The sequence below is a fragment of the Paramaledivibacter caminithermalis DSM 15212 genome (assembly GCF_900142245.1).
Taxonomy (GTDB): domain Bacteria; phylum Bacillota; class Clostridia; order Peptostreptococcales; family Caminicellaceae; genus Paramaledivibacter; species Paramaledivibacter caminithermalis.
In genome coordinates this window covers 125,705-139,973 of the sequence record NZ_FRAG01000004.1, presented here as the reverse complement: position 1 = coordinate 139,973, position 14,269 = coordinate 125,705, and the positions used below count along the sequence as shown (strand labels likewise).

Here is a 14,269-nt window from a genome sequence, read left to right as displayed (position 1 = left end):
GGGGACAGCGAGGGTATTTAGGTACCTTTTTAGATATTGGTTTATCAGGAGCAAATTGGTGATTACATTTGCGACAAAGGTATTTTTGATAACCATCTTTATCTTTACCATAACGGTAAAAAGAATCTTTATTATTGCATTTTGTACATTTAATTGGTACAATTTTTTGCATGAGGACTTCATCCTTTCTGGGAGGTATAGTTTTTTTAGCAAAAACATTGTACCACAGAGGATTGAAGTCCTCAATTTTCATTTAAGTTTACAGAGCGTTATATAAATATAGGAGGTATTTCTATGGCTGGACCTCAAATGCAGGTTAAATGTTCTGTATCAAACTGTAAATATAACCATCAAAATTATTGTCAAGCTCAAAAACTAGAAGTCAATGCCATAGGCGATGGTTATGCAAAGACAAGTGATGGAACTGCCTGTACAACTTTCGTATCAGCAACTGATGATAACAAAACCTTTTAATTTTACACTTCATCTTCCTCTAAATCCTATTATTTTGTATGCTTCTTCTACAATCTAAGACCTCACTCCTTGTGAGGTCTTTGCTTTTTAATTTCATCTATAGCTCGCTTAATAATATTCTTTTCATCGCTATACTTTGCCATATCCTTTACTCTGTCTATATGGATAAATCTAGCATCTATAAATCCTTCCTCTTTTTGAGGATTACATGACATGCTTCTAGCTTTCATTAAGTACCAATGCACGGTTTTATTAATAATTTCATTATTTTTCCAACTGTCCTTAAAGGAATACTGTATCTTTCCTATATATTTTACAACATCAGCCTTAACTCCGCCTTCTTCAAAAACTTCTCTTATAGAAGTATCTTTTGTATCTTCATTCTTTTCAATCTTACCCTTTGGTAATACCCAATCACCATTATATTTTTTGAGAAGCAAAATTGCATTACCAAAATATACAACTCCACCTGCACTTATTTCTTCTCTCAATTGTTCCACTCCTTATGCTAAAAAACTCCTATAGGGATTTTAATGAAAATTTTAATTTATATATGTCCAAAAGACCCAGAAATCTTGCATATTTGTACATGTATAAATTAAGTTTTACTATATAAATCCTATATAAGTAAAATATACTACTATTATATCAGTATTACTTTACTATTCCTATATTATAATATATTATATAATCCTTTCATTCGGAACAATTTATTAATAGTATAGCATAATTAAATTAACATAGTATGGTAATTATTTCAATAACAATATCTTAAATACTCTCTTTTTATAGCTTTTAAAAAAATAAAAAGCAACATTTTAAATGCCACTTTTTATTAAATACCAATCCATTTATTATGCTATTTATTATTACTATTTCTTGCCTTCTTCATTATAGAATTTAATTCGAAGAATCTTGCTTTATCATCATTATATTGTTTGTCTATAGCCATTTGTAAAATAGCATCACACAGCTTAAAGGCATCATGTCTAAGGTATCCCTTCTTAACCTCTATGAAATTATCTTGAATTAGCTTTATTCCAAAGTTTTTAAAGAAATATTTATCTTCTTCCTTTATGCTAACTGGTTTAGCTCCTTCTTCTTTATATTTCATAAATATTTCTTCAGGTATTCTTTTATTATTGGCATAAACATATTGAATTATTTTTTCATTAGTATGTTTTAAAATAGCCTTTACATGATCACCAACAGAATAATCATCTGTTTCACCTGGCTGTGTCATAACATTAGATACATATACTTTAATAGCAGAAGACTGATTTATCATCTTAGTTATATCTTCAACTATAAGATTTGGTAAAATACTTGTGTATAAACTACCAGGTCCAAATATTATAACATCAGCATTAATTATAGCTTCTTTTGCTTCTAATAAAGGTTTAACTTTTTTTGGTTTAATAAATACACTTTCTATAGGACTATCTAATTCTTTGCTTTTTATAGGAATTTGAGATTCTCCCTTTATTATTTTCCCATTTTTCAATTTTCCATAGAGAGTAACATCTTCGCAGGTTACTGGTATTACTTTACCTACCACAGCAAATATATCATTTATTCTTTTAATAGCATCTTCAAAGCTATCTGATATACCAACCATTGATGCTATTAAGAGATTTCCAAAGTTTTGACCCTTATAAGTTCCTTCTTTAAATCTATATTGGAGAAGTTTTTCCATAATTGGTTCGGTATCAGCTAAAGCTAGAATACAGTTTCTTATATCTCCAGGAGGAAGCATTCCTAAGTCTTCCCTAAGTTTTCCAGAACCTCCACCATCATCTGCAACAGTAACAATTGCTGTTATATTAGAAGTAAATTTCTTTAGTCCCCTTAGTAATACAGATAATCCCGTTCCTCCACCTATTACAACCACCCTTAACCCTCTATCTAAAATACTCTTGTCATATAAATAATCAATTTTTTTAGGAGTACTAAAAGTTCTATTAGCATCTAAATTTATAAATATATTGCTTAAGCTTTTGAAACCTCCGTATATAGAGTATACTCCTAATATAATTCCTAATCCAAATAATAAGAATATATTTTCAGCACTTATTATCCTTCCATTTATGTTATTCAAAAAACTATATATACTTATAGTAGCTAATACGATACCAATTACTCCTAAAACTATCCATCTTTTTATTTTTATACCTATTTTAAGCCAGAAAAAAATGTTCATATCCCCCTTGCTCCTTTTTATTTAGGTACATCCCTATGGTTAATTTTCACTCTATGCCCTTTTTCTTTTAAATAATCATATAAAATATTTGCCACTGTTACAGATCTATGTTTACCGCCTGTACATCCAATAGCTATAACAAGCTGATATTTACCTTCTCTCTCATAATAAGGTATTAAGAAGTCTATAAGATCATTAAGCTTCTTAACAAAGTCTATACTCTCTGGCCATTTCATTACATAATCCCTAACATTTTTATCATTGCCAGTAAACTCTTTAAGTTCAGGTATATAATGGGGATTAGGGAGAAATCTTACATCAAAAACTAAATCCGCATCTAATGGAATCCCTTTCTTAAATCCAAAGGACAAAACTGAAATGATAATATTATTATTTGTACCTTCAATATATACTTTTTTTATCTCTTCTTTCAATTCTCCTGGTGTCATATCAGAAGTATTTATTATTTTATCAGCTCTGAGCTTTAGCTCCTCCAATCTTTGTCTTTCAGAATTTATTCCGTCAATAATTCTTCCCTCTGTATTTAAAGGATGAACTCTTCTTGTTTCTTTAAATCTCTTTATTAAAGTCTCATCTGAAGCATCAAGAAATAATATTTCATATTTATAGCCATTATTTTTAAGCTGGTCAAGACTTTTGAAAAGATCGTTGAAAAATTTTCGCCCCCTTATATCTATGACCAAAGCTATTTTTTGAATCTCTCCTCTATTACTAAAGCACAGTTCCGCAAATTTTGGAATTAATACAGGAGGTAAATTATCTACACAATAAAATCCTAAATCCTCCATACACTTCATGGCTTGACTTTTCCCTGCTCCCGATAGACCAGTAATTATCACAAATTTCATCGACCCACCTCATCCATTGTAAAGTTCTAAATATTCAGATTTAGTTTTAAAGTCTTTAATTTAATCCTCTATAAATAATTGTTCTCTTAAGAGCCTTGTTCCTAGTTCTTAACCTCAACCTCACCCTAAAAACCTTCAGCACTACTTTTCTGCATTTATTATCCTCTCCACGCTTAAATTTGCTTGCACTGCACGTTCTATTCCCTTTTTAACATTGCCTACATCCTCTGGCCTATGGGCATCACTACTAATAACAAATTTGGCTCCCTCTTTCATAGCAATCTTTATATACTCTACTGTCATATAGCCATGACTGCTATTTATCTCTAAGGCTGTGTCATTTTCTACCGCTGCCCTTGCTACTTCCTTTGTGTCAATCGATGCCTTTGCCCCTGGATGTGTTAGGATATCTATATCATATTTTTTTAAAGCTTCTACTACAGACTTTGTATTTATTACCCTCGATTTTCTTTCAATTGACGGCAATAATGGACTTAATACATTATAGATTTGAATCTTTGCTCCCTCTATAAGCTTATCGGGCATACTTCCAAAATGAAAGCCAGCCAGCAAAATGTCTAATTCCTCTCTAATTTCTTCATCTACATCAATCTTTCCATCTATACCAATAATATTTGCTTCCAATCCAAATTTCACTTCTATATCTGTATTAACTCTATTAAGTTCATCAATTTCTTTTCTAATTTTTTTTATATCCTTCTTTTTTACTCCATAACCTATATGCTTTGGGCCATGATCTGTAATAGCTATTTCTCTTAGTCCCTTTTTTTTAGCAGCATCAACATTTTCCTTGATACTTCCTTTAGCATCCCCACTATATGTTGAATGGGTATGATAATCAGCAAATATTTTCATTATATCACCACTATTCTTCACCTATTATTTTTACTTCAGTTTCTAACATGACATCAAATTTATCCCTCACTACTTTTTGCACAAGCTTTATGAGATTGTATATATCTTCATAGGTTGCTTTCCCTAAATTTACCACAAAACCACAATGAATATCGGACACCTGGGCATCACCTAGCCTCACACCCTTTAATCCAGCATCTTCAATTAACTTTGCTGCATAATGATTTTCTGGTCTTTTAAAGGTACTACCTGCACTAGGTAAATGTAAAGGTTGTTTTGAGGTCCTTCTTTTAGTTAAATCATCGGTTATACTCTTTATTTTTTGAAAATCACCTTTTTTAAATTCCATATTTACATCTAACACTATATATCCTTTTTCCTGTATAATACTTTTCCTATAGCCAAATTTTAGTTCCTCATTATTAAGATATATCACATTACCATGGCTATCTAAAACAGATGCTCCTGTTACAACATTTTTCATTTCTCCACCATATGCTCCAGCATTCATGGCCACAGCCCCACCTAAAGTTCCAGGTATTCCGCTGGCAAATTCAAATCCTTCCAGACTTTCCTTCATAATTAATTTAGATAAACGAGAAAGCAACACACCTGCCTTTGCTGTAACCTTTGTGTCATTTATGTCTACATCATTAAAATTATCTGCAATTTTTATAACTACTCCTCTAATTCCTTTATGTCTTACTAGTAAATTACTACCGTTTCCAATTACATAATATTTTATTTTATTTTCTTTACAATACTTTATCATAGAAACTATTTCATCTATAGTTCTAGGCAGTACCATTATATCAGCAGGTCCACCAATTTTAAATGATGTATGATTTGCCATCATTTCATTTTTAAATATATTTTGGGGACTAATTTTATGTAATATGTCCTTATATACTTTATTTATATCCATATATACATCTCCCAACACTATCAATTATAATTTTTATTTGAAGTCAAGATAAGTATACCTTTTTGATTTGTTAAAAACAAGGGTATATAGCTATTGGTTATTATCAATAATCTTATCAATCTTTTCCTTTGCTGCTTTTATTGCTTCTTCAGGAGTTTTCTTACTTAATAGAGCCATTCTTATTTGAGTTTGAAGTATATCATCTATTATATTCCAATCCCTATGCAGCCCTATTGTATTTGAATTAGACAAGGTTTTTTGTAATTTTGACATTATCTCATCGTTTTTATATATATTTTCGATATCTCGCTTCACAGGAAAAGCCCCTTGTTTATATAGTTCCCTTTGACTCTCATCATCAGTTAAATACATTAAGAATCTTACACACATTTCAAGTTTCTTCTTATCCTCTTGCTTAAAAATTCCATAGGCAGTAACCATATTTCCAGATGATATAGGTATATCAGCTTCTCCAATAGGATAATTTGCTATCCCTATATTAAAACCCTTACCCCTGCTATTTAATAATCTTAATACACTTATTAAAGATGATTTCCCTGGATAAACAGCCACCTTTTTATCTATAGCAAAACTTCTCCAAGCTTCAGCAGCATTATTAATTCCAAAGTCTTGTGGTGTTACGTTATGAACTAATTTTAGATCTATTAGTTTTTTTAATCCTGAGACCGCTCTTTCTCCAAAAAAAATATACTCATCTGTTTTATAATCCAATATTTTTCCTCCATCACTTAGTAGTATTCCCCAAGTACTATATGAATTAGGCTTTATATATGAATTAAAGCCAAAAACATCTATTTTATCATCTCCATTTTTATCATATGTTAATTGCTTCAATGTCTCTACAAATTCTTCATAGGTCCAATTGCCTTCATTTGGCAGCTTTACTCCCCTTTCATTAAATAAATCTTGATTTAAAAAAAGGCAGTGAGTCTCCATCATATAAGGAATTCCCCATATTTTATTTTCATATTTTACAGCTGAAATTGCTTTAGGTTTATAATTATTTATTTCATCTTTATTTAAATATTCATCTAGCGGCTCTAAAGCACCTGATGATATAATTTGAAAATCAGACCCAATGGGTGCTATATCTGGGCAAGAATTAGTTTTTATTGCTGTGTTAAGCTCAATATGACCAAATTGAGGATCTAAAGGCTTAAAATCTATAATAACACCTGGATTATTTCTTTCAAACTCCTTTATTTTTTTTGTAATCCAAGAATATTTATGTCCTGTAGTCATATCTAATCTTGGATAATCCCTTATTGTAATAATACCCTTCCATTCAATTTTTTTTTCAAAAACCTTATCGATTAATTCATCCATCTGAGGTCTTATCAAAAAGTGGGGAGCAAAAAGAATAAATATTATTAAAGATAAGCAAAGAAAAAGGGTAAAAGGTCTATAATTAATCCTCCTCATAGGCACACCTCCTACCCTATATTTATTAATAAATATATTAGTGTATTACTTTTAATGTCAAATTATTATATCCTCATTTTTATATACTTTGAATTGAAGAAATTTCATAATTTTAATTTGTCAAAATTTTAGAATCTTAAATTCACAGTTCCATAATCATATAATTATGTTCCAATAAATCGATGTATAATAGCTTATGTCTAAGAATCTCACCCTTATTAAGTAAAATTTTTAGAGCTTCTGAAACTTGTATCGAAGCAATTAAGGCTGGAGTAAATGAAGGATTTCCAATTTCATTCTCTAATCCCTTTACATCCTTTTGGGGATATATTTTTTCTAATGTTTTGTCTCCAGGAAAAATTGTGGCTACCTGACCGTACCAACCTGCAATAGCTCCATGTATCATTGGTATATTTAATTTTGAAGCTGTATCCTGTAATAGAAATCTGATATATATATTATCAATAGCATCAATAATTAAATGATGTCCACACAGAATTTTTTCTGCATTTTCTTCTGTAATCCTATTATCAATAGGTACTATTTCTATCAAAGGATTTACTAGCTTCATTCTCCTTTGTGCTATCATGGCTTTAGATTTACCCAGATTTTCAACATCAGATAATACTTGTCTATTAAGATTAGTTTCATCAAAAACATCACCATCTACGGCTGTTATATGTCCAATACCTAATCTTCCAAGCATCTCAATTATATATCCCCCAAGTCCTCCACAACCAACAACACAAACTTTAAAATCCTTAAGCTTTTCATTTTCCTCTTTACTAAGCATATTCATATTTCTAATGTATCTTTTCACTTAACCGCCTCCTACAGGTGGAAAAATCGAAACTACATCTCCTTCATTAAGTTCTACATTTAACTCTCCATTCCTTCCATTAATCAATAATATTGATACATCTTCCTCTTTTATGTTTAATAATTTTATTATTTTATGAGGACTTATACCTTTTTCAAACTGGAAAAAAATTTTTTTTCCTCTTCCTTCTCTTAGAGTTGCAAATAGTCTCACTTCTATTTCCATTAATGCACCTCCCATATTGCAACTATTTATTATTACTAAATACATATATGATCAATAGTATTTCAATAGGGCTTCTAACGAAGCCACTCATAATAGTAATTCCTATTTTCATTTTTAGATTTATATTATACTTCAGTCGATGCAACCTCTTCAACTAACCCTAGTTGTGCTAATTTTTCTTCAGTAGGAACTCCTTTTGCATCCCAGCCTCTTTCTTCATAATATTTAGGCAGCATTTCATCCAACTTAGTTACCCAACCTTCAGAAGGTCCTTCTGGGATAGGCTCTTCAAGTAATCTCTTAGGTAATGTATCGTCTGAACTATCTATACCTGAATTTAGGTTAAATAGCTTTTCTATATTCCAAATTCTATCTCCAGCTTCAAGAATACTTTCTGCAGTATGATCTGTTCCACAAACTGCATTGTATAGTTCTGCATAATCTTCTGCTCCTAAAGCAAATGAAGTAAATAGACATAATCCTAAAGAGTCAATAGCAGCTGTTAAGTCTTGGAATATTTTAACCCATGTTGGTTTTCCTTCAAGTGAAAATCTGTCAAGCTTTTCAGGTGAGCCTAATATCTCTGGAGAAATTAAATATCCTCTAACGTGACAACCACCTCTATTTGAAGTTGCGTATTGTAATCCTTGACCTTGTATTCCTCTCGGATCATATGCTGGTAATTCTTGTTTCTTAACAGACATTGATAACTCTGGAACACCATACATTTCAGCTAATCTATATGAACCTTCAGCAAATTTATCTCCTAAACCTTCACGCAAGCCCATTTTTTTAGTCCATTCTACTACAGCTTTTGCATTACCAAATTCTAGCGGAGTTCCATCAATATCTTTATCTTTGATATATCCCTTTTGGTAAAGCTCCATAGCTGTAGCTAAAGTAGCACCAGCAGAAATCGTATCAAGTCCAAGTTCATTGCACCAATAGTTTGCCTTAATTATTTCTCCAAGGTCATTTACTCCACAGTCTGAGCCGTATGCCCAAATAGTTTCATATTCAGGTCCGCCACCCTCAATGTCATCTACCCTACAATACCTACCACATGCTATTGGACATCTATAACAAGCTTCTTTTTTAATCAAATATTTTTCAGCTAATGTTTCACCACTAATATCTTCTGCATTTCCAAAATGACCTTTTTGGAAATTGTTTGTTGGATGTACACCATTTTCATTAATAATATTGACAAGCACAGCAGTTCCATAAGCTGGAAGACCTTGCCCAGTTACCCCATCTTCTCTTATTTTCTTGATAGATCTTGAAAATACTTCTTTTAGTTTCTCAGGATCGCTTACTTCAACTTTTCTATTGCTTCCTTGAACAGTTATTGCCTTAAGATTCTTTGATCCCATTACTGCACCAACCCCTGAACGACCAGCAGCTCTATCTTTATCATTCATGATAGCTGCTATTTTTGAAAGCTTTTCACCAGCTGGACCAATGGTAAGAACCTTAACCTTTTCTCCATACTCTTTTTCAAGTATGTCAGTTGTCTCAGAAACTAATTTACCCCAAAGATTTGATGCATCTTTAATCTCTACCTTATCATCTTCTATATTTATGTAAACAGGGGAATCAGCCTTTTCTTCTACAATAATTGCATCATATCCAGCAAATTTTAATTCAGCACCCCAGTATCCTCCTGAGTTTGATGATGCTACCGTTCCAGTAAGTGGAGATTTTGTTACAACCATATATCTTCCGCCTGTTGGTGTTGCAGTACCTGTTAAAGCACCCGTAACTATTAAAAGCTTGTTTTCAGGACTAAGTGCATCAATTTTAGGATCAATTTCATCATATAGCATCTTAGTTCCTAATCCTCTACCTCCAATAAATTTCTTTGCTTTTTCTAGGTTTAATGGTTCCACCTTTGCAGTTTTTTCTTTAAGATTAATTCTTAATATTTTTCCAACATAACCGTACATATTACTCCTCCTTAGTTATTTGAGAAACTTGCATAATTAACATTAATAATTTTAAAATACAATATGTAAATTGCTTTCTTGAGTCTCTCTACTACATTTCGCACCCCTAAATTCTTTAAATGTATTATGCAATTTCCTCATTTATTTTTATTTATTGATTTAGGTTTTCTATATGCAAACCTTATGCCAATATAAAATATCTAGTTTTTCTATAACAAAGGAGTAAAGCAAAAAATAAAACGTTCCATTATGGAACGTTTTATATAACTTTTGATTGTTCCGTTTCGTTACACTGTTCAAATTCGGAACAATCAATTCCATATTTATTTACTTTCCTATACAACGTATTTCTTCCAATACCTAGCTTTCTTGCTGCTAACGTAATATTTCCTTTACACTTTCTCAAAACCTTTATTATATGTTCCTTCTCAACATGCTCCAGTTTGTAACAAACATTGTTATTATTATCTAATATTTGTTTTATCTCTAGTCTAGTTTCATTTCTATTCATATCAATGGGAATATATTCAGTATTTATTACTAGTTCAATAAAATTTTCCAATTCCCTTACATTTCCTGGCCATTCATATTTCATAAGCCTATTCATATGTGCATCAGAAATACTAACTTTTTTCTTGTTTAATCTTTTTGAAATTCTGTCCATAAAATATTCTATTAATAATGGTATATCATCTTTACGTTTCCTTAAAGGCGGAAGTCTTAATGGTAACACATTAAGTCTATAAAATAAATCCTTTCTGAAATTCCCCTTTTTAACTTCTTCTGTTAAATCTTTATTGGTAGCGGCTATTATTCTAACATTTATATATATTTCGTCAGTACTTCCTATCCTATTTACCGTAGATTCCTCAATTACTCTCAGTAATCTCGTCTGCATATCTATCGGCATTTCTCCTATCTCATCTAAGAATAAAGTTCCTCCATCAGCTATCTCAAATTTTCCAGGCTGACCTCCTCTTTTAGCTCCTGTAAATGCTCCTTCTTCATAACCAAACAATTCTGACTCGATAAGATTTTTAGGTATAGCACCACAGTTTAATGCAATGAAGGGTTCTTCACATCTGTTGCTATGATTATGTATAGACTGAGCAAATATTTCCTTACCTGTTCCACTCTCTCCCATAATTAATATTGTCGATTTACTATCGGCTATCTTTTTTGCAAACTCCATGGTTTGCAAAAATTCCTTATTCCTTCCGATTATCTTGTCAAAGGTATATATTGCTTGCCTACCCATGATTTTATTTGCTAATTTTCTTACCTTTTTTATCTCTTTAAAAACAAGTATAACATTTCTCAGATTTTGTTTATTGTCGTATAATGGATAAGCGCTAAGATTAAATTGAAGTTTATTTCTTCGTGAATTAACAAAAACATCTTCATCTAAAAAGGTGTTTTGTGAATATATGGCATCTTTGACTATTTCCCATCCCTCAAAAAGATTCCAAATTTTCATTTTTTTCATCTCTTCTTTGCTAAAACCAAACATTTTAGTAACGTATTTATTGATGGACTTAATACTTCCATCTAGATTTACAGTTAAAATTCCTGCTGGTATAGAGTCAATAATAGTTTCAGTATAGATTTTCGATATTTTTAAGTCTTCATTTCATTTATTTATATAAAACATCTTTTCTATGGCATTTACTGCTGCTACAACCATTCCTAACGTATGGGAATGTACATTTTCACTATATCCAGTTAAGTCTAAAGATCCAATAATTTTACCATTAGAATCTTTTATAGGGGCTCCAGAACAAGTCCATCTGTGATAAGCCTTTATAAAATGCTCATCTCCAGAGATTTGTACAGGTTTTCCTTCCGCTAAAGCAGTCCCCATGGCATTAGTACCAATATTTGCTTCGTCCATATATGCACCAGGTATCATTTTAAGGGAAAATGCTTCAGACAAAATATTTTCATCGCCAATTACACTTAAAATACATCCCTCCTCATCTGTTAATATTGAAAAAAAGTTTGAACCTTTAACAAAATTGTAAATTTGATTCATAAATGGCTCTGCAGTAATAATCAGCTCCCTTTTTTCCTCTAATTTTTTTTGTAATTTATCTCCAGAAATAATCTTTTTACTATATATTCTATTATATTCAACTTTCATATTTTTGCATCTTTCATGGGATCGTATTATATAATCTTTTGCTTTGTATTTATCAAATTTCTTCATACTAATTTCCCCCTTAATATAGATACAATTAGATTTTATCATATCTTTCATGAAAAATCAGAATTTTCTAGAAAAATATTATAATAGAAATTTGAGCTGTAATAATACTTGAGGAAATTGCATAATACATTTAAAGAATTTTTCAATACAAAATGTAGTAGAGAGAGTCAAGAAAGCTATCTACATATTGTATTTCAAAATTATTAGTGTTAATTATGCAAGTTTCTCACTTAATTAAATTTCTCTTACCCAAACAATTTTCTAAAACAAAAACCATAGCTTCTAAAATACCCCTAGAAACTATGGTAATGTCTAATAATATTCACTTTCGTGGATATTGTATAATATTTTAGTATTGTTTGAACTTAATTCTATTTTACATCTATTCAATCAAATATCATTATTTTATTATCTTAATATCATCTCCAACTCTTACCTTTCCACCCTTGATAACCTTTGTAAAAATACCTTCCTTTGGCATGATGCATTGTCCCACTTGCCTGAAAATAGCACAACCTGAGTGACATTCCTTACCTATTTGTGTAACTTCTTGAAGTGTTTCACCTATTTGAAGTTTTGTTCCTACAGGCAAATCAAAAAGTTTTATACCTTCTGTAGTAATATTCTCAGCAAATTTCCCGCTACATAGTCCTTCTATCCCTATTTCCTTCATCTTATTAATACTTTCTACACCAAGAAGACTTACCTGTCTATGCCACTTACCTGCATGAGCATCTCCTTCTAATCCAAAATCCTCAATGAAGTTTCCTTCTGAAATGTTTTCCTTAGGAACTCCTTTTTTCTCACTAATACTTATTGCAATTACCTTTGCCATTATTTTTCCCCCTTTCTTATATAATCGCCAGATTTGCCACCAGTTTTCTTAACAAGTCTAATATTTTCAATAAACATATCTTTATCTACAGCTTTACACATATCATAAATAGTCAAAGCAGTAATTGTTACTGCACTCAAAGCCTCCATCTCAACTCCTGTTTTACCTATTGTTTTAACCTCTGCTTCTATGTGTACAGCATCATTTTCTTCATCAATCTGAAATTTAATATCAGCTCCTGTAATAAATATATTATGGCACATAGGAATTATTTCACTGGTTTTTTTAGAACCCATTATGCCAGCCACCTGAGCAACCGACAATACATCTCCCTTTTTCATCTTCCCCTTAGTTATCATTTTTAAGGTCTTACTACTCATTTTTATTGTACCCTTGGCAATGGCAACCCTTTTAGTATTATCTTTATCACCTACTTCAACCATTTTGGCCTTACCACTTTCATTAAAATGTGTAAATTCCATATTATCCTCCTATTTGATACATGTTTCTAATAACAGGTTCATATTCAAATTCATTAATCGTATGTTCTTTAGGCTTCGATTCTATAGCCAGTCTTAAAATATCCAAAAGTTTAACATTTTCCTTCATTAAGTTCCTTATATTAATCTCATAATTTGAATGAAGACAGGGTTTTATTTTTCCATCAGAAGTAATCCTAATTCTATTGCAGTTTGAACAAAAATGATTACTTATAGGATTAATTAATCCTATCTTTCCTTTACCATTAGGTAGTTTATAGTATTTTGCTGGACTGCCCTTGTCTTCCTTACATAATGCCATTAGTTCAGGAAATCTTTCTAATACTGTTGTATTGGGAATAAAATGACTTTTAGCCCAAGTACTAGCCTCTCCTAATGGCATTAATTCAATAAATCGTACGTCGATTTCATAATCTTTCGTTAGATTTACAAAATCTTTAATCTCATCATCATTGAATCCGCCTATTAACACAGTATTTAGTTTTATAGGAGTTAACTTAGCTTTTTTTGCTGCCTGTATACCCTCTAAAACTTCATTTATATCTCCACCCCTAGTTATCTTCTTGTATTTCTCTTTATCAAGGCTATCTATGCTTATATTGACTCTATTTAAGCCAGCATCCTTGAGGTCCTTTGCATACTTTTTAAGTAACAAACCATTTGTAGTTATTGCTAAGTCCTTAATTCCATCTATTTTAGAAATTTTCCTTATAAGTTCTATAATTCCTTTTCTTATTAAAGGCTCTCCTCCAGTAATTCTCACTTTGTCAATTCCTATTTTAGCACCTTCACGTACGATGTCTTCTATCTCTTCTATTCTTAAAATGTCTTCATGGGATTTTTTACAGAGTCCTTCCTCTGGCATACAGTACTTGCATCTCAAATTGCATAAGTCTGTTACAGAAATCCTAAGATAGTTTATTTTCCTTCCAATATTATCTATCACTCAG

Annotated in this window: 16 protein-coding genes; 1 reads left to right on the top strand and 15 read right to left on the bottom strand. The window is 31.1% G+C overall.

The genetic code is table 11. The features are described from left to right. On the bottom strand, positions 1-172 hold a 172-nt coding region (locus tag BUB36_RS02855), incomplete at its 3' end, for an IS1 family transposase (RefSeq protein ID WP_330390390.1). Between the two features lie 122 nt (positions 173-294). Here BUB36_RS02855 and BUB36_RS02850 point away from each other — a divergent pair. Next, the gene (locus BUB36_RS02850; RefSeq protein ID WP_073146876.1) at positions 295-474 is read left to right on the top strand and encodes a DUF1540 domain-containing protein; all 180 of its coding nucleotides are present in this window, start codon (positions 295-297) and stop codon (positions 472-474) included. Positions 475-536: 62 nt separating this feature from the next. Here the strand turns inward: BUB36_RS02850 and BUB36_RS02845 are convergent, their stop codons facing one another. The 14 genes from BUB36_RS02845 to moaA all read right to left on the bottom strand — a co-directional run bounded on the left by BUB36_RS02845 (position 537) and on the right by moaA (position 14,265). Beyond that, positions 537-965: an NUDIX hydrolase gene (locus BUB36_RS02845; RefSeq protein ID WP_073146875.1), complete on the bottom strand. Its 429-nt coding sequence runs from the start codon at positions 963-965 to the stop codon at positions 537-539. Between the two features lie 368 nt (positions 966-1,333). Then, positions 1,334-2,674 carry a gluconeogenesis factor YvcK family protein gene (locus tag BUB36_RS02840; protein ID WP_073146874.1) on the bottom strand — a complete coding sequence of 447 codons (1,341 nt, stop codon included), beginning with the start codon at positions 2,672-2,674 and terminating at the stop codon, positions 1,334-1,336. 17 nt (positions 2,675-2,691) lie between these two features. Next, a complete protein-coding gene (gene rapZ / locus BUB36_RS02835) occupies positions 2,692-3,543 on the bottom strand; it encodes an RNase adapter RapZ (protein ID WP_073146873.1) in 852 nt (283 codons plus the stop codon). A 141-nt stretch (positions 3,544-3,684) separates the two neighbouring features. Next, positions 3,685-4,440, bottom strand: a complete 756-nt coding sequence (locus BUB36_RS02830; RefSeq protein WP_242655705.1) for a PHP domain-containing protein — start codon at positions 4,438-4,440, stop codon at positions 3,685-3,687. Further along, positions 4,430-5,344, bottom strand: a complete 915-nt coding sequence (gene murB / locus BUB36_RS02825; protein ID WP_073146871.1) for a UDP-N-acetylmuramate dehydrogenase — start codon at positions 5,342-5,344, stop codon at positions 4,430-4,432. Before murB ends, BUB36_RS02830 begins: the two co-directional genes overlap by 11 nt. A gap of 90 nt (positions 5,345-5,434) precedes the next feature. Next, complete coding sequence (locus tag BUB36_RS02820; RefSeq protein ID WP_073146870.1) at positions 5,435-6,787, bottom strand: extracellular solute-binding protein; 1,353 nt, start codon at positions 6,785-6,787, stop codon at positions 5,435-5,437. Positions 6,788-6,929: 142 nt separating this feature from the next. Next, on the bottom strand, positions 6,930-7,607 hold the full coding sequence (locus BUB36_RS02815) for a HesA/MoeB/ThiF family protein (protein ID WP_073146869.1): 678 nt from the start codon (positions 7,605-7,607) through the stop codon (positions 6,930-6,932). Next, the gene (locus tag BUB36_RS02810; RefSeq protein WP_073146868.1) at positions 7,608-7,832 is read right to left on the bottom strand and encodes a MoaD/ThiS family protein; all 225 of its coding nucleotides are present in this window, start codon (positions 7,830-7,832) and stop codon (positions 7,608-7,610) included. Between the two features lie 125 nt (positions 7,833-7,957). Then, entirely contained in the window at positions 7,958-9,778 is a 1,821-nt protein-coding gene (locus BUB36_RS02805) for an aldehyde ferredoxin oxidoreductase family protein (RefSeq protein ID WP_073146867.1), read from the bottom strand. A gap of 259 nt (positions 9,779-10,037) precedes the next feature. Next, entirely contained in the window at positions 10,038-11,366 is a 1,329-nt protein-coding gene (locus BUB36_RS02800) for a sigma-54 interaction domain-containing protein (RefSeq protein ID WP_330390389.1), read from the bottom strand. A gap of 42 nt (positions 11,367-11,408) precedes the next feature. Then, entirely contained in the window at positions 11,409-11,984 is a 576-nt protein-coding gene (locus BUB36_RS20500) for a GAF domain-containing protein (protein WP_330390388.1), read from the bottom strand. Between the two features lie 400 nt (positions 11,985-12,384). Continuing rightward, positions 12,385-12,819, bottom strand: a complete 435-nt coding sequence (locus BUB36_RS02795) for an MOSC domain-containing protein (RefSeq protein WP_073146866.1) — start codon at positions 12,817-12,819, stop codon at positions 12,385-12,387. Then, the gene (gene moaC, locus BUB36_RS02790) at positions 12,819-13,301 is read right to left on the bottom strand and encodes a cyclic pyranopterin monophosphate synthase MoaC (RefSeq protein ID WP_073146865.1); all 483 of its coding nucleotides are present in this window, start codon (positions 13,299-13,301) and stop codon (positions 12,819-12,821) included. Before moaC ends, BUB36_RS02795 begins: the two co-directional genes overlap by 1 nt. Position 13,302: 1 nt before the next feature. After that, positions 13,303-14,265 carry a GTP 3',8-cyclase MoaA gene (moaA, locus tag BUB36_RS02785; protein ID WP_073146864.1) on the bottom strand — a complete coding sequence of 321 codons (963 nt, stop codon included), beginning with the start codon at positions 14,263-14,265 and terminating at the stop codon, positions 13,303-13,305. Positions 14,266-14,269: the final 4 nt, after the last annotated feature.

Bases quoted from the DNA above. Each gene is read 5' to 3' on its own strand.
- BUB36_RS20500 (WP_330390388.1), bottom strand. From the start codon at position 11,984: ATGAAGAAATTTGATAAATACAAAGCAAAAGATTATATAATACGATCC.
- BUB36_RS02810 (WP_073146868.1), bottom strand. From the start codon at position 7,832: ATGGAAATAGAAGTGAGACTATTTGCAACTCTAAGAGAAGGAAGAGGA.
- BUB36_RS02805 (WP_073146867.1), bottom strand. From the start codon at position 9,778: ATGTACGGTTATGTTGGAAAAATATTAAGAATTAATCTTAAAGAAAAA.
- BUB36_RS02840 (WP_073146874.1), bottom strand. From the start codon at position 2,674: ATGAACATTTTTTTCTGGCTTAAAATAGGTATAAAAATAAAAAGATGG.
- BUB36_RS02795 (WP_073146866.1), bottom strand. From the start codon at position 12,819: ATGGCAAAGGTAATTGCAATAAGTATTAGTGAGAAAAAAGGAGTTCCT.
- rapZ (WP_073146873.1), bottom strand. From the start codon at position 3,543: ATGAAATTTGTGATAATTACTGGTCTATCGGGAGCAGGGAAAAGTCAA.
- murB (WP_073146871.1), bottom strand. From the start codon at position 5,344: ATGGATATAAATAAAGTATATAAGGACATATTACATAAAATTAGTCCC.
- BUB36_RS02820 (WP_073146870.1), bottom strand. From the start codon at position 6,787: ATGAGGAGGATTAATTATAGACCTTTTACCCTTTTTCTTTGCTTATCT.
- moaC (WP_073146865.1), bottom strand. From the start codon at position 13,301: ATGGAATTTACACATTTTAATGAAAGTGGTAAGGCCAAAATGGTTGAA.
- BUB36_RS02850 (WP_073146876.1), top strand. From the start codon at position 295: ATGGCTGGACCTCAAATGCAGGTTAAATGTTCTGTATCAAACTGTAAA.